Consider the following 24,756-nt stretch of genomic DNA (forward strand, 5'->3'; position numbering starts at 1 on the left):
ATTAAGGATCAATAGCGTTTGCACCAGTTTATAGTTGGTCTGCGATCCTCCAACGGCTCGGGTAGTTGCAGTAATACCTGTTAACAGGTGTGTATATAAATTTACCAATAAATCGGGTGTGGATGGATGCTACATTTGTTGAATTTCCTGTCAAAAATGTTCAGAATTCTTCGTTTGCAGGTATAAGAGAGTATTTGGTGTTGATAGTAGTGATCGCAGGAAATCAGCGCTTGCGATAGTACCTGTCATCGAAAATGAACATCCTATGTATCAAAAACGGACAGCAATTGAATTTGACATATTAATAATAATATGATTTACTGTAGTTTATGAAAAGGAACAGTATTTGGCATCAACCTGGTAACCAATAACTATTGACTTAATGTTATGATAAAGAATTATCTGAAAATGTCCTTGCGTAACATGGCTGCTAATAAGCTTTTCACTTCACTTAATATTGCCGGGCTTGGTATTGGTATGTGTGTATGTATTACGTTGTTTGCCTCCGTTTCATACGAACTGAGTTTTGACCGCATGTACAAAAACTCAGAAAATATTTACCGTGTAAACATGCAAACTGATGCCCAATACAATTACCAGGTATGGGCACAGGTACCCAACTCCGTTGGGCCTGCTATTGTTCAAACGATCCCGCAGGTAAGATCCATGACCCGGCTTATTAAGCATGATTTTGGTGCCAGGGTCTCAATAAAAACCGACGACCGGAGTTTCACTGAAAAAGGATTGTACATGGCCGACTCAACGGTTTTTAATATGTTCGATATCAAATTTACAGAGGGCAGTGCACAATCGGCATTTGCACAACCTAAGTCAATAGTTCTTTCACAATCAGCAAAGGAAAGATTGTACGGTAAAGAACCGGCGTTCGGAAAGATCATTTACGTAAATAACCACGACACCATGTATGTTTCGGGTGTTTATGCCGATCTACCGGCTAATAGCACCATTGATTGCGACATGATCTATAACATCATGGATTCATGGGCCGGCAAAGATGTTTATTGGAGTAATGCCAGTTATGAAACCTATTGTCTGCTGCAACCTGGCGGAAATGTAAAGCAGGTACAGGCACAAGCCACAGCACTTATTGATATAAATGTAAAAAAAGAAAATAAATTTTTCAGCAATTTCATATTCCAGCCACTTTCGGATATTCACCTCTATTCTGCAGAGATACGTGAAGGATATTCCGGCAGAATGGGTAACATCAGCACAGTAAAAGCATTACTATTTTTATCGATGCTGGTATTGATCATTGCCTGCATTAATTACATGAACCTGGCTACTGCGCGCTCACAAGAACGTGCAAAAGGGATAGGCGTTAATAAAGTTTTAGGCGCAGATAAGGGCCATTTATTGGCGCTTCTTTATGCCGAAACGGCTTTACTTGCATTTATTGCCATTGTTATTGGCTATGTACTGGCCTTTACTGCTCAACCAATATTCCAAAACATTACAGGTATTATAGTCAATCCTTCAACATTATTCACCACACCTATTATACTAAGCTTACTGGCAACATGGCTAATTGTAACCATCGTTGCAGGAAGTTACCCGGCGTATTCTATGTCGCGTATTTCGCCGCTTGTTTTAATGAAAAAACTCAGGTTAAAACATGGTGTCGCGGACTTCATTCGCCGGTTGTTGGTGGTATTTCAGTTTGCCTCTTCCATTATCCTCATTATCTCAGTTATTGTCATCCTTCAGCAGATCAACTATATCAGGAATAAGAACTTAGGGTATAATCCTGATGGCGTAGTTACTGTTAATATAAAAGCAGCACAAAATAAGCAACAGGTTGCCGCCCTGGTGAATGATTTATCCGGAATGGCTGGCGTTGAAAGTATTTCGGCAGTTCAATCCATTCCAGGCGATGTGGAAAGCGGCAGAAGCATAAGAAAATTATCGACAGATAAGGAGAGCATGCCGGTAAAAACATGCAATACAGATGGTTCAATAGTAAAGACCTTGCAACTGAAGTTATTGGCAGGAAGTTCGTTGCCACCAACCCTTGCTGTGAGCGATACCAATTGTTACGTATTGATCAATGAAGCCGTGCTGAAATTCCTCGGTTACAGATCTCCGCAGGATGCCATTGGGAAATATATTCACACAGAAATGCTTGATAAAGCTGCTATTGTTGGTGTGGTAAAGGATTTTAACTACCAGTCGCTCAAGAGCGAGATAGGTGGATATGTCTATTATGAGATGAATAAAGCACCGGAACCGAAGAGAACCTTATTAATTCGGTACAATGCTCAACAACTACCCCGCTTTATAAAACAGATGCAGGATGTGGTTAAGGCAGATATGCCGAATTCAAGCTTTGACTATGAATTTTTGGATAGTCATATCCAGAACTTGTATGCGTCTGAACACCATACAGCAAGAACGGCTACCGTGTTTTCAATGTTAGCCATATTCGTAGCTTGTTTAGGGTTGTTTGGATTAGCTGCTTTTATTGCCGAGCAAAGAAAAAAAGAAATAGGCATTCGCAAAGTGCTGGGAGCGAGTGTGCCCGGCATCACGAAATTACTAACGAGCGATTTTCTTAAGCTGGTGATCGTTTCCATCCTGATTGCTTCACCAATAGCGTGGTATCTCATGAATAAATGGCTGATGTCATTCACCTACAGGATACAGGTAAGCGCCTGGGCATTTATTATCGCAGGCTTAACGGCTGTTGTATTTGCATTGCTTACCATTAGCTCGCATGCAATAAAAGCGGCTGTGGCTAATCCGGTAAAGAACCTGAGAAGCGAATAATTTTAAAATGGTCAGAAATCCCTGCTGCACCTTTTTGAGCCTAATTATCACTCCCCGGCCAGCAGTAACGTTGTTTAGTGTTAATGATCGCTGATTCAGCATGCCATTCAAGTCCCCTCGTACGGATGTATAAAAAATGGCTAAACCATGTGTCAACCATGTGTGAAACATGTGTGTTTCATTGGTGAAGTACCCCATTTGACACATGGTTGACACATGGTTCACACATGGATGAGGCCAGGTACAAACATGGTTCCTCAAAAGGACAATAGTTATATGTAGTTGATACAATGTCTTTACCTGGTAGAAGGATTTAGCAAACCATGCAAGGATATGATCATTGTTATACCCTCTTTGTGGCATTTGCTGATATTAAAAAATACTCTACATTTAACCACCCCTACCAATTTCCGCTACCCCCAGGTTAAATAACACTCGATTAGTATCAGCTAAAGCATCGATTACTACCTATGTATTTTAGCGTGGTAATATTTGTTTCATAAATAAATTATTTATGGGTAATAACTCTTTGCCTCAACATTCTTTCCCGGAAGATCAGGCATCATTAACCAATTCGAACCAGTCAACCGGAAATAAAGGTTCATCCAGGGAAAATAGCGAACCATCTATTCAGGCGCCCCAGATCAATCTGCCGAAAGGAGGAGGCGCCATAAGATCTATCGATGAAAAGTTTTCGGTAAATGCGGTTAATGGTACAGCAGCTATATCCATTCCGCTTCCTGTTACGGATGCCAGGGGTTTCTCCCCATCATTGGCGCTCAGTTACAATTCCGGTTCAGGTAATGGCATTTGGGGAATGGGCTGGTCGTTAGGCAACGGATCAGTAAAACGTAAAACCGAAAAAGAATTACCTCAATATATAGATGCCATAGATAGTGATACCTATCTATTGTCAGAGGCAGAAGACCTGGTACCTGAGTATAAAAAAGACAATACGGGGAATTTTATTAAAAAAAGCAATGGCGATTATGAGTTAAATGAGTTTGATCTTACGCTGGCCGGAACTGCGTATAAAATAAGACGGTACCGGCCACGGATAGAAGCTGCATTTTCGCTCATTGAAAGGTGGACAGCCCCTGCTACGGGCTATATTCACTGGCGGGTAATTTCAAAGAATAATGTTACCACCCTATATGGTAAATCCGCTTCGGCCCGCATAACCGATCCATTGAACGATAAGCGGATCTTTGAATGGCTGCCCGAATTTTCATACAATGATAAAGGTCATTGTATCTTATATGAATATAAGATCGAAGATGGCGTGGGTATGGATGCTTCGTTACTGCACAATAACAACCGCACCAATGGCAACGCTGTTTTTGCCAACACCTGTTTAAAGCGTGTTTTATATGGAAACAATAACCCTTACACCAGCCAGGGCGAAGTGTTTCCGGCAGCTGATCAGTTTATGTTTGCATCGGTATTTGATTATGGGGAACATGACCCTATAAATATCCCATTTAATGAAACGGGCGACTGGCATTTCAGAACAGATGCATTTTCGTCCTATCGTGCGGGATTTGAAGTGCGAACCTGCCGGTTATGCAAACGGGTTTTATTATATCATTATTTTAATGAATTGCCGGGCGGTGAGGCTTTGGTAAAATCACTACAGTTTACCTATAACAATAACGGCGCCGATGGCTTTACCTTTTTACAACAGGCTGTAATTACCGGTTATACCAAACACGACGACGGCAGTTACACGCAGCAATCACTTCCTCCTTTTACCTTCACCTACCAACCACATAGCTGGAACACTGATGTACATACAATGGCGCCCGATCAGGTGACCGGCCTGCCCCAGGGGATCGATGATGTTAACTACCTGTTTGTTGACCTGTACAACGAAGGGTTATCGGGCATTCTTACCGAACAAAGCGGTGCCTGGCTGTATAAAAGCAACCTGGGTGAAGGCAGGTTTACACCGGCAATACCGGTAATGCCAAAGCCTTCTTTTACCGGCTTAAGTAATCAGTTGCAGTTGCAGGAGCTGGAAGCCGATGGAATAAAGCAGGTGGTAAACTGGCAAAGCGAACCCAAAGGTTTTTTTGAGCTCAGCGATGAAGCCACCTGGCAGCCGTTTACGCCGTTTGAATCGGTTCCCAATATCAATCTGCGAGATGCCAATACCCGTTTAGTTGATTTAAATGGAGATGGCATGGCCGATGTGCTGATCACCGAAAATGACGTGTTAACCTGGTATCCCTCCAAAGGGAAAAAAGGCTATGAGGCATCAAAGCGGGTAACAAAATTGAACGATGAAGAAAAAGGGCCGGCTGTGGTTTTTTCAGACGAAAAGCAATCGATCTTTTTGGCCGACATGAGCGGGGACGGTTTACAGGATATTGTTCGAATACGCAATGGCAACGTTTGCTATTGGCCGAATTTGGGTTATGGGAAATTTGGCGCAAAAATAAATATGGATCATTCGCCCGTTTTTGATTTCGACGATCAGTTTACAACTGCTAACCTCAAGCTGGCAGATATTGATGGTTCAGGCACTTCAGATATTGTCTATTTCACACCCAATAAATGCTTCCTCTGGCTTAACCAGCAGGGCAATGGTTTTTTGCAAATCCCAAAATTGATTGAAGCTTTTCCCGGCTTTAATGATCTTATAAAAATAAATGTTATTGATTTACTGGGAACGGGATTGAGTTGCCTTGTATGGAGTAATCCTTTGCCAAACGGCGCCGGTATGCCGCTTAAATATATCGACCTGATGAATAGCAAAAAGCCCCACATCATGATGGGGTATAAAAATAGCATGGGCAAGGAGCTGGAAATGGCATATACTCCTTCCTCAAAATATTACATCAGCGATAAACTGGCAGGTAACCCATGGATAACAAAGCTGCCATTCCCCGTGCATTGTGTTTCAAAAGTTATAGTGTACGACCGCATCCTGAAAACCCGCTTTGCCAGTGAATATACCTACCACCATGGCTACTATGATCATATTGAAAAGGAATTCCGCGGGTTTGGAAGAGTAGATCAAAAAGATACGGAAGATATTACTCATTTTATTTTACAGACCGGTACCAATACAACTATTGAAGAAGATCTGCATCAGCCTCCGGTGCTTACAAAAACATGGTTTCACACCGGCGCCTTTTTAGACAAACAAAAAATAGGGGATCAGTTTGCACATGAATATTTTCAGAATGCGGTGGCGCCGGAAAATAATTTACCAGAACCGGAATTGCCTGCGTCATTATCTGTGCAGGAATACCGCGAGGCATTACGCGCCTGCAAAGGAAGCCTGTTACGTAAAGAGGTGTATGCCCTGGATGGATCGCCCGATGAAAAAAAGCCTTATGTGACAGAGCAGCATAATTGTTTGATAAAATGGTGGCAACCTGTTGGCCAGAACAAGTATGCTGTTTTTTATTCTCATGAAAGCGAAGCCATCACTTATCATTATGAACGCAACCCGGCCGATCCGCGTACAAACCATTCTTTTGTTTTTGAAGTGGATGATTACGGAAATATACTGCAAAGCGCCAGTATTGTGTATCCCCGGAAGAGCAATCCATTGCCGGCAGCCGAACAGGTGGCATTGCATATTACTTTATCCGAAAATGGTTTTACAAATCCCATTCAGCAGCATTTAAATTATCGCGCCCCCTTACCGCATTACACAAAGACCTTCGAAGTAAAAGGCATTGCAAAACCTGCTGCTTATTTTATGAAGAAGGATCTGAGAACTGATTGCAACAATGCAGCGGTTATTGATTATGAAGTAACACCCAACGGTTCCTTGCAAAAAAGATTGATCGAATTTGTAAGGACCCAATATCGCGGTGATAATGGCGCCGCTGTTTTGTTGTTTGGTACCATTGAATCAAAAGGGCTGTTGCACAAGACCTTTAAAGCGGCATTTAATAATGCGATCCTGAATGATGTATTTAATCCAAAGATCCCGCTGGCCGCTTTGACGGCTATTTTAACCAATCCTGCAAAAGGGGGATATGTTTTTGCAGATAACTACTTTTGGCTGCCCTCCGGTACAACCAATTATGAGGTGGCTTATTTCTTTTTACCCACTCAGTTTACCGACGTATTTGGGAATAACACCCAGGTGCAATACGATAGCCGGTTTTTGTTCATTGAACAAATAACCGATGCGCTGAATAATAGTACACAGGTAAACAAATTTAATTACCGGGTAATGAGCCCTTATGTATATAAGGATGCCAATGATAATGTAGCGGCCGTACGGTTCAACGAACTGGGTATGGTGGTAAAATCGTTTGCGATAGGGAAAACAGGCACTGATGCCGGCGATGAATTCGATGACGCAAAAACCGAAATGCAGGGCGCCAGCGATTTCCCGGGTACTGTTATGCAGTACTTCGTTTCGGAATGGTATAACCAAACACAGTCATTGGGGTTTGATATTAATAACTATAAACCCAAACCAAATTATGTAAGAACGCTTACGAGGGAAACACATTATAATGCCGATCCATTGCATCAAACCAAATGGCAGGAAGCGTATGCCTGGTCAACCGGGGGCGGTAATGTAGTGTTAAAGAAAGTGCAGGCCGAAGCCGGGGCTGCATTACAGGTGAACAGCGATGGAACAGTAACCCCTATACCCGATACTTCGCCGAACCTTCGTTGGGTAGGCAATGGCAGAACAATTGTAAACAATAAAGGAAATACGGTAAAACAGTATGAACCATACTTTAGTACAGCGCCTGCATTTGATGATGAAAAAGACATGGTTCAGCTGGGTGTAACGCCTGTTATGCATTATGATCCCTTAGGCAGATTGATCCGTACAGATTTTCCAAACAAAACTTTCAGCAAAGTTGAATGTACGCCCTGGGTGCAAAAAAACTACGATGCCAATGATACCGTAAGGGACAGCCTGTGGTATGTTAACCTCGGCAGCCCTAACCCCATTGATCCCGAACCGTCAAATGCCGATGTACGTGCCGCATGGCTTGCAGCCAAACATTATAACACGCCCGCTATCAATCATCTCGACAGTCTGGGAAGAATTTTTCTCACGATCGGCACGGATGGGCTAACCAGCATTGAAAACCGGAATGTGCTGGATATTGAAGGCAATTTGTTGAAACTGGCAGACGCATTGGGAAGGGTGGCGATGGAATACAGCTATGGCATGCTGGGAAGTAAACTGAAACAAACCAGTATGGATGCAGGCCGCCGCTGGAATATGACCGATGCAACAGGCAAAGCTTTGCTTAGTTGGAACGATAGAGGGCATGCCTTCACCAATGAGTACGATGCATTACAGCGCCCGGTTTCGGTAACGCTTGAGGAGAATGGCACTTCTACTGTATTTCAAAGATCGGTATATGGAGAAAGTGTTCCGGTTGCCACTGCAAAAGGCAATAACCTGCTATCAAAAGTATATAAGCAATATGATCAGGCAGGCATTGCTACCAGTTTGCAATACGATTTCAAGGGAAATGTATTGAGCAGCCAGGTACAGCTGGTTAAGGACTATCAAAATAAAATTGACTGGTCGGTTATTGGTGCAGTTAACCTTGAAACAGACATTTTTGAAAACAGCAGTACATTTGATGCATTGAACCGGCCGGTGACAATTATTGCGCCGCATGTAGCCGCATCACCGCAAAGCACCATAGTACCATCGTATAATGAGGCCGGCTTGCTTAATGGGGTGGATGTAAAAATAAGAGGCGCTGCAACGGCCACGCCCTTTGTTACAAACATCAACTACGATGCAAAAGCCCAGCGCACTGAAATATTTTATGGCAATGGCACTAAAACAAGTTATACCTACGAAAAAGAAACCTTCCGTTTAATACGACTGCTCACTACCCGTAACAGTGGCGCCACTATTCTGCAGGACCTTAACTATACCTTCGACCCCATTGGCAACATTACAGCGCTGCGCGACGATTCACAAGCCAATGTGTTTTACGATGGGGAACAGGTAAAGGCTTACAATAAATATGAATGCGATGCGCTGTACCGGCTGGTAAAAGCAACCGGCCGCAAGCACGCCGGTCAAACGGATATTAATAATGACGGCGTGGGCACTCCGCCTGGTTATCGCAATCATCCTTTTATAAATTCACCGGTTATCAATCCGAATGATGCGCTGGCGTTCAGGAATTATACCGAGCAGTACCAGTACGATAAGGCCGGCAACATGCTGTTGCAGCAGCACACAGCAAAGAGCAGCAATTTTACGAGAACCTTTGAATACGACAATGGTAATGATCTGAATAACCGTCTTACCGCCACAACGATCGGGGCCAATACGTTTAATTATTCCTATGATGTGCATGGCAACATGCATGGGTTGGAAACACTTACCAGTGAACTATGGAATTTCCTCGATCAGTTCAACCAGGCAGGGCTCGGTGGCGGTGGTAATGCTTATTATGTGTACAATGCCGGCGGGCAACGGGTTCGTAAAGTGATTGAACGGCCCGATGGTTCTAAAAAAGAACGACTGTACCTGGGAACAGTTGAAATATACCGTGAGTATAATAGCGCTGCCACGCTGGTGCTCGAACGTGAAAGCCTGCATGTGATGGATGATAAAAACAGAATCGCCATGGTAGATACCCCGGTAGTGAAGCCGGTAGCCAGTGTTGAAACCCAGCTCATCCGTTATCAATACAGTAATCATTTACAGTCTGCAGCTTTGGAACTCGATGAGGCAGCGCAGGTGATCTCTTACGAAGAATATTTCCCGTTTGGCACTACCTCCTACTCTACCATTGACGCTACCAGGGAAGTTCCGGCAAAACGTTACCGGTATACCGGCAGGGAAAGAGATGAAGAAAGCGGGTTGAACTATCACGGCGCCCGTTATTATGCGCTGTGGTTATGCCGCTGGACAACCACCGACCCGGCAGGACTCGTTGACGGGCCCAACTTATATCGCTATTGCCGGAACAATCCTGTAAAGCTCGACGACCCCAATGGTATGGACCCACCGGGAAAGGATCCTGTAAAAGTAACGCCGCTCGTAACCGATGTGGAACCAACCGGTGCCAATGGAAGTTTTCAGTTCCATAATCTTTTTTCATCAGATAGAAGCGTATCGGGAAGCGGGATATTAGGCGTACATGGGCGCTCGTCGTTTTTGCTTGATCTACCACCACTGGACATCCATACTTCCGGATTGCTGGATGTAAATGCTACGGCTGCTGTAGATACGTCGTTGGGGCGTGCAGGTGTAGTGGCAACAGGTGGATTGGTATTGGGTACGCCGGGCGATGGATTTAGTTTAGTAGCAAGGGGCGAAGGGCGTTTTAGAATTCCGGTGCCATCACAAATACCCTTAAGCAATTTTTCGGGAACATTATTGTCTGGTTTGCCGCAGGCGCAGGGTGATTTCAATCTGCAGGGCGACGTACGGGCAGGCGGTTTCACTTTAGGAGAATTTACGGGTCGTGGCACGCTCGATGCAGGCAGATTCACCGGCCGGCTGGATGCTACTACTTTTTTAAATATAGGCAGATTGCATGTAGATGCTGCCGGCTCTATTGGCGCTAATGGCAGCCTTCAATTGGATTCGGCTAATGCAACACTTCGGGCAGGCATTCCCGGTTTAGGTGTGGAAGCCCGTGCCTCAGGCACTGGTAACCCCGATGGAAGCTTATCGGTAACTGCAAGCGCCGATGTGCGGTTGCTTACCTACCATCCGCTGCATATAGCCGGTGCCGGTTCCGTATCCTCAACAGGCGCCAGCTTTGCAGGCACTTTTGCTGGTCCCGGACCTTTGTATTCTTCCTATATCACCGGCGGCTTTAACTTAAGTTCCTCACAGGGAAATACGGCTTATGCAGGTGTGTTCGGAGTTACCTATACCCCATCGGTTAGTTTAACGCCACCCACCATACCCGGTTTACCCCCTGCACGTCCAACAGGTCCCGGCGGTGAAATTACCCCCTGGAACCCAGGCGGCTTAACAGTGGGAGCATCCTTTTTCCAATACAATCACGGCGCACTTAATTATATCTCCGGTGGATTTATGCCGGATCTGAGTAGTAATATTTTAACCAATCCCCGGTTTGGTATTACTGGTCAGGTATCATTTTAAATTCGATGAATTCATTTAAATAAAAAATTATGAGCCTGCTATCTATTACCGGAAAGATCATTCGCCAGTCGAATCGCCAGCCCATCGCAAAATTATATATTGAAGGCTGGGACAAAAATCCCGGGCAAAAAGAATCACTGGTGAGTACCATTACCGATGACAACGGCGCGTTTGTGCTGTCGGCGAACGAAGATTACGTTGGTGAATTGTATAAAGATCGTTATCCCGATATTTACTTTAAAATATATGCCGGCAATACCCTTATTGCCAGTACCGAAAACTACCTGGTGGTAAACCTCAGGGGCAATAACAGTGATATTACTATTACGGTCGACTACAATGCACCTGCGGTGACCACACAAACCGGGTATCTGGTGAAAGGGTTCATCCTGCAAAAAGATTATCAGCCTGCTGCTGCCTGTGAAGTGGAGGTTTGCGACAAGGGGGTGATAACTGATACAGTAATTGCCAATACCCGTACGGATAAGGCGGGTTATTTTGAAGCAAAATTCGCTGGTGATATTTTAGAGAAAACCGGCAAACAAACGCCCGACCTGTTCCTTCGCGTCAGCGGTAAAGAGGTAAAACATACTTCAGGCGTAGTGTACAATGCTTCTTCAATTACCGAGTTCAAAGAGGTAATAGGGGGCGCTGCCTATCCTCAGCAATCAGAGTTTGAGATCCACCAGAAAAAGCTGGCAACATTGCTGAAGAATGTTCCGGTAGCAGAAATAAGGCAAAGTGAAACGAATAACCCGTTTAAACTGCTGTCTGAAAAAACAGGTAGTCGCGAGCAACAGGTAAAATGGATGGTTACGGCCCAGCAGGTGTCACAGATCACCCAGTTGCCAGCCGCTTTTTGTTATGCGTTGCTGCGTGGACAACTTGTTCCTGAATATGTTACCGGCGCATCTACAGTAGTGGGGCAAGACCCCCAACACCTGATCGCTTTATTACAGGCATTGCAGAAAGGAGAAAACATCGGGGAGCCATTTGTTAAACTGTCCCGGCAGCCTGAAGCCATTGTAAAAGCCCTTACATTGTTGCCAGAAGAAGCAGTGCCCAATACGTTTGATTTTGCCATTCGCAACCAGGTCATTCCGTTACAGATGGCAGGTCAACGGGAAGAGTTATTGAAACAATGGAAGGTTATTGTTGACAGGTACCGTCAGAAAAATAAAGACGACTTTAAACGGCTGGTCAGCAGTACTACCCTTGATGATCAGCAGGCGTCATTGGAAAGGCAATATCCAACGGCAGCCTTTGCCGGAAAGCTGAAGGCAGATGATAAAAACGGATTTGTAGATAAAGAGCCCCTGCTGAACTTTTTCGAAACCTATCCGCATGTTGAATTGCATAAAACCAACCTCGAAACTTTCTTTAAAAAGAATGAGGAGATAATAAAAAGCAGGTTTGGCGACCACAAAACGCTTAAATCGGATCTGAAGAAAATTCAACGGGTGTTTAAACTGGCGCCTGATTACGAAACAACGAAGACGCTGATAGAGCACGACATTACTTCTTCTCACACCATTTATAAATTGGGTAAAAAACGTTTTACCGAAAAAGTATCCGGTAAGATCGAAACCGGTAAAGCAACCGAAATTTATAAAAGAGCAGAACGTTCTTATGCCGCATCGCTTGCCATTGTAGGTGAACTGAGATCATTGCAGCAGGGCTCGTCGTTGGCCGTGCTGCCCAGTGTGTATGAAGCGTATGAAACAGCCGCAATGAAAGATTTCCCAGATCTAAAAACGCTTTTCCAGGATACCGACAGTTTCGAATGTAAGGATTGTAAAAATGTATACAGTCCGGCGGCTTATTTAACCGATCTGTTGAAATATTTAGACAAGCGGGGTTCCACCACACCCCTGCAAAGCGCCAGGAAGGTATTATTCAAGCGCAGGGCCGATATTGGTGAAATTGATCTTAATTGTGATAACAGCAATACAGCCATTCCATATATTGACCTTGTTTGCGAAGTGCTGGAAGATACATTGTCTGTTACCCCGGTTATTATATCATCAGCAGTTGAGCCATTGCTGACCGAGGGTGTTGTTCATGCCAATGTAGTGAACGAATTCAAAGCAAAGAACCTCGATGTGGAAGCAAAGGCTGCCGTTACCATTGGCAATGCAACCACATGGTTTGTGCGCGATACCCTGCATACCTATAAAATTGAGAAAAGCGGCGGCCAGTTACAGGTATTGTTGCTGAAGCAAACACATGGAACCATTGCCGAGCGCAATGCCCTGCCCGAATACATCAATTATACCGTTTATGATACCATACTGAAGGTGGCCACCTATCCTTTGGCGTTGCCATTCGATTTGAGCTGGGAAGAAAGCAGGGCTTACCTCGATAAACCAGGTATTAACAGGGCTGAATGGATGGAGGCTTTCCAAAACAAAACCGTTCCCGCACCCACAGATGTACAGATCGCGGCTGAGTTTTTAGGCATGGCGCCCACAGAGAAGAATTTAATTACAACGGCCGATCCGGTTAACCAGGCTAACTATTGGGGCGGCTTAACGGGTATAGACATGGTATCGGTGTTCCTTGAAAGATCAGGGCTGGAATATAAACAGCTGTTGACCTTACTCGAAGTAAAGTTCATCAACCCCGCGCTGGATTCGAAAGTAGTGCATCACGATGCAAAGGCAGATCTGACCAATAAAAATATTTCAAACCTTACTAATGATAAATTAGATCGCATTCATCGTTTTCTGCGAATGTGGCGAAAAACCGGCTGGCAGATGTGGGAACTGGATATGGTGATCATGAACGGCAGGATAGGTAACGGACACCTGGACGATGCATTTTTGATCAATTGTAAGCACCTTATGCAGCTGAAAGCCACGTTGAATAAAACGGTGCAGGAACTGGTGGCTTATTACGAAGACCTGAATACGCAAGGAAGCACTGCTTTGTATAATGGCCTGTTTCAAAATAAAATTATTTTAAACCCCCTGCCCGATGCTTTCAAGGTGGCGCTGGTAACTGAAAGTCCTTTCCCTAATCCCGCACCACCGGCGCCGGACGGAACGGTAAGGACCATTACCGGTCAACTGAGATCGCTGGCAGCCGTGTTGAAGCTGAAGGAAGAAGAAGCAACCCTGATACAAACAAAGTCGCTGGCGAATGATGAGCTTTCTTTGTCGAATATCAGCATCTTCTATCGCATTGCCTCCCTTACCAGGAAGCTTAGGCTAAGTGCTGCCGAATATTACGTACTGCTTGAAATTCTTACTACCGGCGCCCCATTCGATGTATTTGCCAGTGCGGCCAATACAAACAGGTTTATTAAGCTGGTAGCGCTTGTTCGCAACGCCCGCTTCAGTATGTATGAATTGATGTACCTGTTGCTGCATAAAGATCAGGGGCCCCAGCCATTCATTCCTGCCGACGAAGTGATCGCAACTTTCCTCACCAAAGGCCGGGATGCACTGCAAAAATTGAAAGATGATCTGAATAGTATTACCGGGTTGCCCGATGAAAAGGCGAAAATATTGATAGGCAGGATACCAACGATAGACGAAGATGCTGCCAATGAAACTATACAAATATTTAACGGCACTTTTTCAGGTAGTACCGCAGCAAGGGATACATTTCTGGATAATACCTATGGTTCCTTTATTGTTACATCGGGTATTAAAACAAAACTGAATGATCGCGATACAGCTGCGCCTGCAGATAAGGACCAGAAAACGCTGGAGGCTTACCAGGCATTTGTTGATCTGTTGATTGCTTTTCTTTCTATTGATCTGTCAAAGCAGGCTGTTTACCAGTTGCATGAAGATCAGTTCAAATTTGCGGCAGATATCAACCAGTTGTTACTGGATAAAGCGCACCTGCCTGGTGCAACAACTGCGCTTATGTCGTATTGGTTCAACGCTGATTTCCTCGCAAAAGACAATGCCGGAAACTATGTAAAAGCGCTCAATGCGGCCAATTTCCCCGATCTGTTCCGTAGTTACCACCTGCTGAATAAAATAGCCATGTTGCAGGCAAAATTGCCTTTCAACCTGTCATTGGTCAACCTGCTTATTACCAACGCTGCCGATTTTGGTGTGCTGGCTTTTGATGAATTGCCATTAGCAGGTGGGGTTTTGGACAGCCACTTTGCAAAATGGCAAAACTATGTTCAGTTATATCAGTTTAGTATAGCTTATGCCGATAACGATACCGGCACCCTGGCTGCTGTAATGCAAAAACTGTTGCCAGTAACCGATACAGAGGTGAACTTTTTACAGGCGCTCGCTAATTTTACATTCTGGGATGTAAATGAATTAACCGAACTAAAAACACGCATTGGATTGGTTCATCCGGCAGATTATTTAAAAATTGAAACCTGGACGCGCCTCGATACCTGCTTTAATTTATTGGTAACGCCATCCATTAAAGCAGCGCAGATCCCGCTTATTATCAATCCGTCGCCGATGGCGGCTGACGCCATTGGTATTAAGCAGCTGGTTAAATCGAAATACGAAAATGACCAGTGGCTCAACACCTCTGCCAATATCCAGGCTGTTATTCGTGAAAAAAAGCGCGATGCTCTGGTAGCTCATTTTACCCACAATAACATCAACGGGAATACTTTCAAAGATGCGAATGAACTGTACAGCTATTACCTGCTCGATACAGAAATTGGTTCCAAAGAAATTACAACGCGTGTTTTGCAGGCTAATTTATCGATCCAGTTGTTCGTGCAACGTTGTTTAATGAACCTGGAGGCTGAAGTGGTAGCAGATGCCGGATTGGATGATGGATGGAACCAATGGGACTGGATGAAATACTACCAGGTATGGGCTGCAAACCGGAAAGTGTTTTTATACCCCGAAAACTGGATAGAGCCCGAGCTCCGACTCGATAAATCGCCCTTCTTTGAGGAACTGGAAAATGAGCTGACGCAAAATGAAATAAATACCAAAAATGTAGAGAACGCTTATTTATCCTACCTCGAAAAGCTGGATAATGTGGCGCGCCTCGATGTAAGTGGTTTTTATTATGAAGAAGAAACCTATACGCTCCATGTGTTCGCCCGCACGTACGATGATCCGCATATTTATTATTACCGGAAATGGGTGGAGGACCGCTATTGGACTGCCTGGGAAAAAGTAGAGCTGGAAATTGATTCAACCCATGTAGTACCCATAGTAATTAACCGCCGCCTGTATTTATATTGGCCTGAATTTCGCGAAAAGACCATTGAGCCTACTTCTACCGATGCGCCAAACCCCGGTCAAAAAAACTTCAACATTGATAAGCCCAGTAAATACTGGGAAATACACCTGGCAGTTTCTGAATTAAGGAATAATAAATGGACACCGAAAAAGATCTCCAAAACATCAATCGACTGTCCAGACCATTACAGTGGCACCAAAAATTTGTATGGTCAGTTTGCAAAGGAAAATTTCTCCTTTATTCCTATCGATCTGTTAGCCCTTGCAGGCAGATACCTGGTAGGTTGTTATATAAACAATTCTCCGGAAAATGATAATGATTTTTATACAGCTCCTGTAAACTTCTTCGACCTGGGCAGTTGCCATGGTACCCCCGAAGTGCTCGACGATGTGCAGGTAAGAAGTTTGATCAGCTATCCGCTGATCCCGCAGTTTGAGCGCAGTGAATTAAAGTACCTGGAAAGCCAGGAAGCACCTGATTATAAAAACGATGTACTGGCATTCCAGCAGGGAAACCTGTTTATTAATCATGTGCCCATCTTACAAAAAACACCGGGCTCGTTCCGTACCCCGCAATCGGCTCAATTGTCATTCTTTGATAAGATATTTTTACAGATCTACTGGAATTATCTTAAAGTGAATGGGAATGGGCAATTTAAAACTTTTGCCAGCGATAACCGGTTGCCGCATCCCGTTGGCACCTTCCTGCCTTTCTTTTATGAAGATAAAGGCCGTACGTTCTTTGTTCCGCAGGAAATTATTTTATACAAACGGAAGACCGACAACCAGCAGCCTTTAAAAGCAGAATTGTTTTACTCGGATATCCTCAAGATCATCCAGGAAATTATGCGAACAGGGAAACTGCCTGATATCTTAAAACCATTTTTTGAAGATGGACAATGGCCGCAAGTGAAGTATGGGGTAAAGTTCAATAATTTCTATCATCCGCATGTATGCTTTTTGATAAAGCAATTGTACACGAAAGGATTGGATGGCATTTTGAAGCGCGAGGTGCAATTACTCGATCAGGCCAAATTCCCCGAATTGGAAAAATTTGATTTTTCACTTACTTACTCGCCTACCTGGGTAGTAAACAACGATGATACAAGAGTGGTGCCTAACCCACTCGATCCCGATACACTAACCAATCCGGGTTATCCGAAAGAAACGATGGATTTCAACGCCTGGGGAAGCTATTCGGAATATAACTGGGAATTATTTTATCATGCACCCATGTTGATTGCGCAAAAGCTTTCCAACAATCAACAGTTTGAAGAAGCCATGCGTTGGTATCATTATATTTTTAACCCTACCGATGCATCTGCTTATACCTCACCACAAAGATTCTGGAATACCAAACCATTCTTTGTAAGGGCTAATCAGGATTACATCAATGAACGGATTGACCAGATACTGAATATGATCAACGGCGGCAATACCGATCTGATAAAAGATGTGGATGACTGGCGCAGGAATCCGTTCCAACCACACCGCATTGCACAGTTCAGAACAGTGGCCTATCAGAAAAGTACGGTAATGAAATATCTCGACAACCTGATAGCCTGGGGCGATAATTTGTTCAGGACCGATACAAGAGAAAATATTACCTCAGCTGCACAATTGTATATACTGGGAGCAGTAATTCTGGGGCCAAAACCGAAAACCATTCCTAATTTCTTTGAACCGCCGGTGCTCAACTACAATCAGCTTGACTCAAAACTGGATGCTTTTTCCAATGCGCTGGTTGAAGTGGAAAACTTCATTCCCTATTTCACCGACGATGTGCAGGAATTTAACAATGGCGGCGGACCGTTGCCCGATATAGATATGTTTTATTTTTGCCTGCCGCCCAACGAAAAATTACAATCCTATCGCAATACCATTGCCGACAGGTTGTTCAAGATCAGGCATTCGATGAATATTGATGGCATTGAGCGACAACTGGCATTATTTGATCCGCCAATTGATCCGGCGCTGTTGGTGAAAGCAGTGACATCAGGTGTTAACCTGGGCGCAGCCATCTCAGGTTTGAATGCATCATTGCCCAATTACCGTTTTTCAATTTGCCTGCAAAAAGCAAATGAATTTTGCAATGAAATAAAATCATTAGGCGGTGCTTTATTAGCTGCCCTGGAAAAACGCGATGGAGAAGCGATGGCGTTGCTGCGCTCAACCCAGGAAATTCGGATGTATGAAGCTGTAAAGCTGGTGCGCAAAACACAGGTAGACGAAGCCAAAGCCAATATTGAGCAGCTGAATAAGACAAAAGCTGTAACCGAAGAAAAATTAGATTACTATTCAGGCCTCGAATTTATGAACACAGGTGAAACCGTGGCCTTTGCTTTGTCAACTGCGTCAACCATTCTCGATGTAGCCATTGCGGCTGGTTATATACTGGCCGGTGGATTGAAAGCCATTCCCCAGTTTGTTGCGGGTGGATCGGGGTTTGGTGGTTCGCCCCATGTTACAGTAAGTATTGGCGGGCAGGAGTTTGGTGATGTAGCCGAAGCAGCTACCAAAACCATATCGTCTATTGCAACGGCATTGGATAAAGGCGCTTCACTGGCTTCAACACAGGGGGGCTATCAGCGGCGTAAAGAAGACTGGGATTACCAGGTACGTTCGGCCCAAAAGGAAATTGTAAGTATAGATCAGCAGATCACGGCCGCACAGATACGGTTGGATATAGCACAGAAAGAACTGGATAACCAGCAACTGCAGATCGATCAGGCGAAAGAAGTAAGCCAATACATGCGCAGCAAATTCACCAACCAGCAGTTATATGAATGGATGATAACACAAATTTCGGGTGTATACTTCCAGAGTTACCAATTGGCATTTGATATGGCAAAAAGGGCTGAAAGATGTTACCGGTACGAATTGGGTATTCCCGATTCCGGTTTCATTCAATCGACTTATTGGGATAGTCTGAAAAAAGGATTGTTGTCGGGTGAAAAACTGGCGCTTGATCTGAAACGTTTGGATGCTTCTTATTTCGACAAAAACAAACGGGAGTTTGAGATAATGAAGCACATTTCACTAAACCAGGTAGACCCGTTGGCATTGGTGAAACTGAAACAAAACGGCGTTTGCTTCATCAATTTACCCGAGGAGCTGTTCGATATTGATTATCCGGGCCATTATTTCCGTCGTATTAAGTCGGCAGCCGTAAGCATACCCTGCATTACAGGGCCTTATAACAACGTAAATTGCACGCTCACCATACTCAAAAGCCGTATACGGATTTCAGCGGATGCCGCCAATGTTGATTATTCAACAGCACCAATGGAGAATGATCCGGGATTTACATTTAATTTTTCTTCCATTCAGCAAATGGTAACCAGCAACGCGCAAAATGACAGCGGATTGTTCGAATCTAACCTGCGCGATGAACGCTATCTGCCTTTTGAAGGACATGGCGCTATCAGCGAATGGAAGCTGGAATTAAATAAAGACTTTAAGAATTTCGATCTGAACAGCATTAGTGATGTCATTCTTCATGTGCGGTATACAGCACGGCAGGGAGGAGCAGTATTAGCTACAAAGGTAAAAACAGAGTTAAACAACCATTTTGATCAGATCATAAAAACGTATGAAAATGGTACCGGTTTCTTTAAAATGTTTAGCCTGAAAGCCGATTTTTCAACAGAATTTCATCAACTGTTGCATCCGCCAACAACATCGCAGCAGGTAAATTTCAATATTACACAGAGTCATCTTCCATACTGGCTAAGCATAAAAAATATCGTTATCGACGATACTGAGGATGTTATCGTGCTGCTTAAGTTAAAAACCGGTCAAACGGTAAATCTCAATTCGCTGAACATGCAGATCAATGGTCAGGCCGTAAGCTTTACCCCGGTTACTGATTTAGGAGAATTAAAACAAGGACATACCAGTCAAACAGGTGACTTTATTAAAACCTGGAATATTGCTTCTACTACCAATGCACTGGATGCAGCAAAAATTGATGATGTATTACTATTGATAAAGTATAAGATAGTGTAGATAATTAAAAACGTAATTCTAGTTAAAAGCCTCTTTTCGGTTTAACCCGGGGGAGGCTTTTTACTGCTGGCCAATATTGAGGCGGATGTCTACCGGCGTAATTATTAAAAGCCCTGGAGATTAATATCGTCACTTTCCAGTATTTCTACTTTTTTCCCCATTTTTTTCTGGATGATGCCAAAATGATGCTCGTCTTCAGGACAGATCAGCGAAATAGCCCTGCCCGAAACCCCTGCCCTGCCGGTACGGCCGATACGGTGAATATAATCTTTGGGAGAACGTGGCAGCTCATAATTAATGACTATGGGCAATTGCTGAATATCAATACCCCGCGAAGCAAGATCAGACGCTACCAGTACCCGCAGCTTGCCTGCTTTAAAACGCTGCAGCGTTTCAAGACGGGCAGTCTGGCTCAAATGCCCGTGCAAAGAAGCTGCCTGGATACGATTTTTGATAAGTTTGCCGGTAAGGTTATCTGCCGTTCTTACGGCAGAGGTAAACACCAGCACCTGCTGCATATCTTCATTCTTGATCAGGTAACGTAATAACGGTCCCTTACGTGCTTCGGTTACATGATAGGCAAGTTGTTCAATCAGTTCAATGCTCTGCTCTTCTTCTACCACTTCAATCGTTACCGGCTGGTGAAGCAGGTGACGCTGCATATCTTTAATATCATCACTGGCAGTGGCAGAGAACAACAGGTTCTGGCGTTTGGCCGGTAGCAGCTGAAACACCTTATCCATCTCCTCTTTAAAGCCCAGGTTCAGCATTTTATCGGCTTCATCCAGCACCAGTATCTCTACTTGTGACAAGTGTACGGCTTTATGGTCTACCAGATCAAGCAACCGGCCTGGCGTAGCTATTAATATTTCGATGCCATGCAAAGCCATCATTTGCGGGTTGATGGAAACACCACCATACACCGCCATTGTTTTTATTTTATTCGGCAGGTGAGCGCAGAAGGTTTTACAAACATCACTTACCTGGATAGCCAGCTCGCGGGTGGGCACCATTACCAGTACCCGCACGTGCCTGTCTTTCTTTTCTACCCGGCGCTGGCACAATTCCAATATAGGCAATACATAACCGGCAGTTTTGCCAGAGCCGGTTTTAGATATACCAAGTATATCCTTTCCCTGTAAGATAGCAGGAATAGCCTGTTGCTGCACAGGCGTAGGCTGTGTAAATGACTGCTCGCCTATTGCCTTTAATAAAGGTGCAGATAAACCCAAAGCGGAAAATGCCATCTTCTTTTTTGCGCAAAGTTAATGTAATAACCGCGTTTTATGGCTTGTAAAGCAGGGAGAAAATCGACTAAACTCTCTGTTGGACCAGCAGCGACATTAACCGGTCATGGTTCACCCGATCGAAAAATTTCTCCAAATCCAGCTCTACTACCCATTCATAACGTACTGCCACGCTCATTCAGGACTTGCACCCTAGAGCTTATAACCATGCCTGGCGCACACAAAAAAGCAGGCCTCTCGACCTGCTTTGTAAAATGAGAACGGCTAACATCTCCTTACTTTACCAATAGCCTGTACGTTTGCTTTTTGCCTTTGTTGCTGTTTACAACAATATTGTACAAACCGGGTTGTCTGTTTTTCATGTTCAAAGACACCTGTTGCGTACCTGCAGTAATCGATCTGATAGTGTTCATCGAATTCACCAGGCGGCCCTGCTCATCAAACACTTTTATTACAACTTCTTCATTACTTTCCAATGAAAGGGATATAGTGGAAAGCCCATGCGTTGGATTGGGATACATACCTGTTATGATTTCTGTTGTTGTCATGACCTGCCTTGCACCGCTGGCGCAGTCTGCGGCAGCAGGCCCATTTCCTGTAACTTCTATATAATCGATATCGGCAGTAGCAGGTGACGCTACGGATTCAAGACGAATGGTATTGCCACCTGCGTTTAATGATACGGTGGCCGCGCTGAGCGCAAACGTGGTGCTGCTGCCTGTTTTTGCAAAAGGCTGGGCGCTGTTCACCGTTGTACCGTTTACAATAAGGGCCATCGTATAGGTATTGCTGCTGCTGCTGTTTACATAACGCCAGATTAATTTGTACGAGCCTGCTGCCGGCGCGCTTACCTTCCAGGTTACACCTTTGCCGGTACTGTTGCTGAGGTTAATAACTCTTCCATTTGCCGCACCTGAATTGGAACTGATAGCTCCGTCATAGCTGCAAAGCCCCTGTGCCGTGGTTGCATCATCTTCTATCCTGATGGATGTTGAATCACCACCGGTTTGCTGTGCCTGGAAATTCGCTGTAACCGATTTATTGCCGCTCATAGTTACGGTGGTAGATGCGGCAGTGCCTGAAGCATCGCCGCTAAAACCGGTGAATGTATACCCTGAAGCAGCGGTCGCAGTTACTGTAACTACGGTTCCTGAATTATAAGTGCCCGCACCGGTTACTGAACCGCCGGCCGATGGGGAAGCAGTTGTAGTAAGCGTGTACGTAACTGGTGTACTTGTAGTATCACATGTGGGGCTTGTAAGTGTTGCGCCCGCGCTTTGTGTAACCAGGCCTTTCACATTCACAGCTGAATCTATACTTAATGAATAAGGCGGTATAAATGCTGTTCCGCTTCCGGCGGTGTTGCCGGTTGTATTGGTAAAAATATTATTGCGGGAAGTGATTGCGGTGAAGGTATTATCCATCTTATCGATGGGCGATGTCACATTTTCAAACACATTGCTTTCAACCAAGAGGTCTGCCTCGAAGCCGGCCATAACGCATTGCGCCGCTACGGTGCTATTGAAAACATTGTTCACTACATGCACTTTTCCAAACCGCACTCTTGGCATGCGAGCTTTACATCCCTGGGCCCACCAGCAATGCTGCATGGTTACCCGCAAATGCCCCCTGTCGCCGGTGGCACCATCGCTTGAGCCGAATAGGTTCGAGAAACGATGGTCATTTGAACCACCGGGGCCACCGGGTATAGGCGCTTTGTTATAAATGAACTTACACCAGGTAACCGAAACGTAATCGGATGCATTCTTGATATCGAGGTTGCCATCCATGCCATCCTGGAATTCGCAATGATCGATCCAGATATTGGTGCTGGCATCCAGGGTCATATTGTCCCAGCCATCGGTATCGTACGCACCAGGCCCTTCCAACGTGACGTTCCTGAAAATAATATTCGAACATCTTTTTACATAAATAATGCCCGAATTGTCTTTTGTGAGATCGTTCGACACGAGGCGTGAACCGGGCAGTCCATAAATTGTTTTGCCCGATTGGTCCTGGAAACTGATACGGCCACCCGAAGGAATGGTAATGGTCCCTGAAATGTGAACGACTTTTACTGAAGAAGAAGTAATAGCCGTCTTCAGATCTGTGTAAGTGGTTACAACGGTTGGTGTTGCGGAACCGCCGCCGGTAACTCCACCGTTTTGGCTGGCCCAGCCAACGACGTTACATTGAGTTTGAGCCAGGGAAACGGAATTAGCCAGGCACATAGCAATGCCTAAAAGCGACAAGAATCGATTTTTTCTCATGGAGCAATTAATTTGCTTACAAACGCATCAAGCCTGATGCCACAGTCCGGTTACACTCATTGTTTACTCATTATTATTTATGCAATCGTTGCCAGAAGACGTGTTACAATGTTAATGATACCTTATGTTGAACATAAACGTTGGTTGGGCTCTCAAGGTAAAAAAAGAGGTTGCCTCATTTAATTGAGACAGCCCTTGTAACAGCATGCAGTGCTTACAATGCGCTTAGTTTATTCGTAATTGTAATTATCCCAAAATGGGTTTACAGTTCTCAAAGCTGCAGGCACCCAAAATATTGGGGTTGTAAAGTTGTCCTGGCTTCTTACGGTAGCATAGTTGTCGGGGTTTGTCTCCTGCTCAGCAGTAGGATACCGCAAACGCTCCGGAAGCGGCTTCATTACCCTATACCTGGGTAATACGTTATAAAGTACTGAACAATATGCGGGAGATATACCTGAAAGGAACCGTATTGCTGATCCGGTGAATTGAGCCTGGGTCATAACCTTCACGCCCCTATTTTTTGTTTTCTACCACTGCCGTTAAAAGAAACTGCCTTTTGATATAATTAAAAGCGTTTCGCGTTAAACCGGATGTCCGTTTCGTTTAATTGGAAGCCGTTTGCATTAAACGAAATTGCCTTTCGATTTAATTAAAAGCCGTTTGCGTTTAACCGGATGTCCGTTTCGTTTAATCGGAAGCCGTTTGCATTAAACGGAATTGCCTTTCGATTTAATTAAAAGCGTTTTGCGTTTAACCGGATGTCCGTTTCGTTTAATTAAAAGCCCTTTGCGTTAAACGGAATGGACTTTCTTTTTAATCGATCCGGACCTGATTTAAACTATTTTTAAAATTCTTCTCTCTCATAATCAATGCGGTATGGTAGGTGGTACCACCTTTACCACCTTTATGAATCTGTTCTCCAAGGTATATTTGAATTGTTAACCGGGCAGGTATAGATACACGCACACGAACACTTTCATTGGCCAATGAAATCCCAACGCGCGGGGGCAGGTTGTGTAAGGCCCGATCGATAGCCTGACCTGGATATTTATTCTTTAATTCTTAAATTTTTCAGTTATGAAAAAAGGTATAATTATGTTTACCAACGAATATGAACTGGCATCGCTTATCGAAAACGTTCCGGAAAAAATGAAAAACAATCCGGCGTTTACCAATCC

The 24,756-nt window shown here is 44.4% G+C and carries 5 protein-coding genes; 3 read left to right on the plus strand and 2 right to left on the minus strand.

The genetic code is table 11. The features are described 5' to 3' along the window. Positions 1-423 precede the first annotated feature (423 nt). The 3 genes from ACJ751_RS29430 to ACJ751_RS29440 all read left to right on the plus strand — a co-directional run bounded on the left by ACJ751_RS29430 (position 424) and on the right by ACJ751_RS29440 (position 20,061). On the plus strand, positions 424-2,787 hold the full coding sequence (locus ACJ751_RS29430) for an ABC transporter permease (protein ID WP_407749122.1): 2,364 nt from the start codon (positions 424-426) through the stop codon (positions 2,785-2,787). 514 nt (positions 2,788-3,301) lie between these two features. Further along, entirely contained in the window at positions 3,302-10,870 is a 7,569-nt protein-coding gene (locus ACJ751_RS29435; protein ID WP_407749123.1) for a SpvB/TcaC N-terminal domain-containing protein, read from the plus strand. A gap of 29 nt (positions 10,871-10,899) precedes the next feature. Beyond that, positions 10,900-20,061, plus strand: coding sequence for a neuraminidase-like domain-containing protein (locus ACJ751_RS29440; RefSeq protein ID WP_407749124.1), 9,162 nt, complete (start codon positions 10,900-10,902; stop codon positions 20,059-20,061). 104 nt (positions 20,062-20,165) lie between these two features. Here the strand turns inward: ACJ751_RS29440 and ACJ751_RS29445 are convergent, their stop codons facing one another. Further along, positions 20,166-21,308, minus strand: coding sequence for a DEAD/DEAH box helicase (locus tag ACJ751_RS29445; protein ID WP_407749125.1), 1,143 nt, complete (start codon positions 21,306-21,308; stop codon positions 20,166-20,168). Positions 21,309-21,583: 275 nt separating this feature from the next. Next, positions 21,584-23,578 carry an InlB B-repeat-containing protein gene (locus ACJ751_RS29450; protein WP_407749126.1) on the minus strand — a complete coding sequence of 665 codons (1,995 nt, stop codon included), beginning with the start codon at positions 23,576-23,578 and terminating at the stop codon, positions 21,584-21,586. Positions 23,579-24,756: the final 1,178 nt, after the last annotated feature.

The organism is Niastella sp., assembly GCF_045805085.1.
Classification (GTDB): domain Bacteria; phylum Bacteroidota; class Bacteroidia; order Chitinophagales; family Chitinophagaceae; genus Niastella.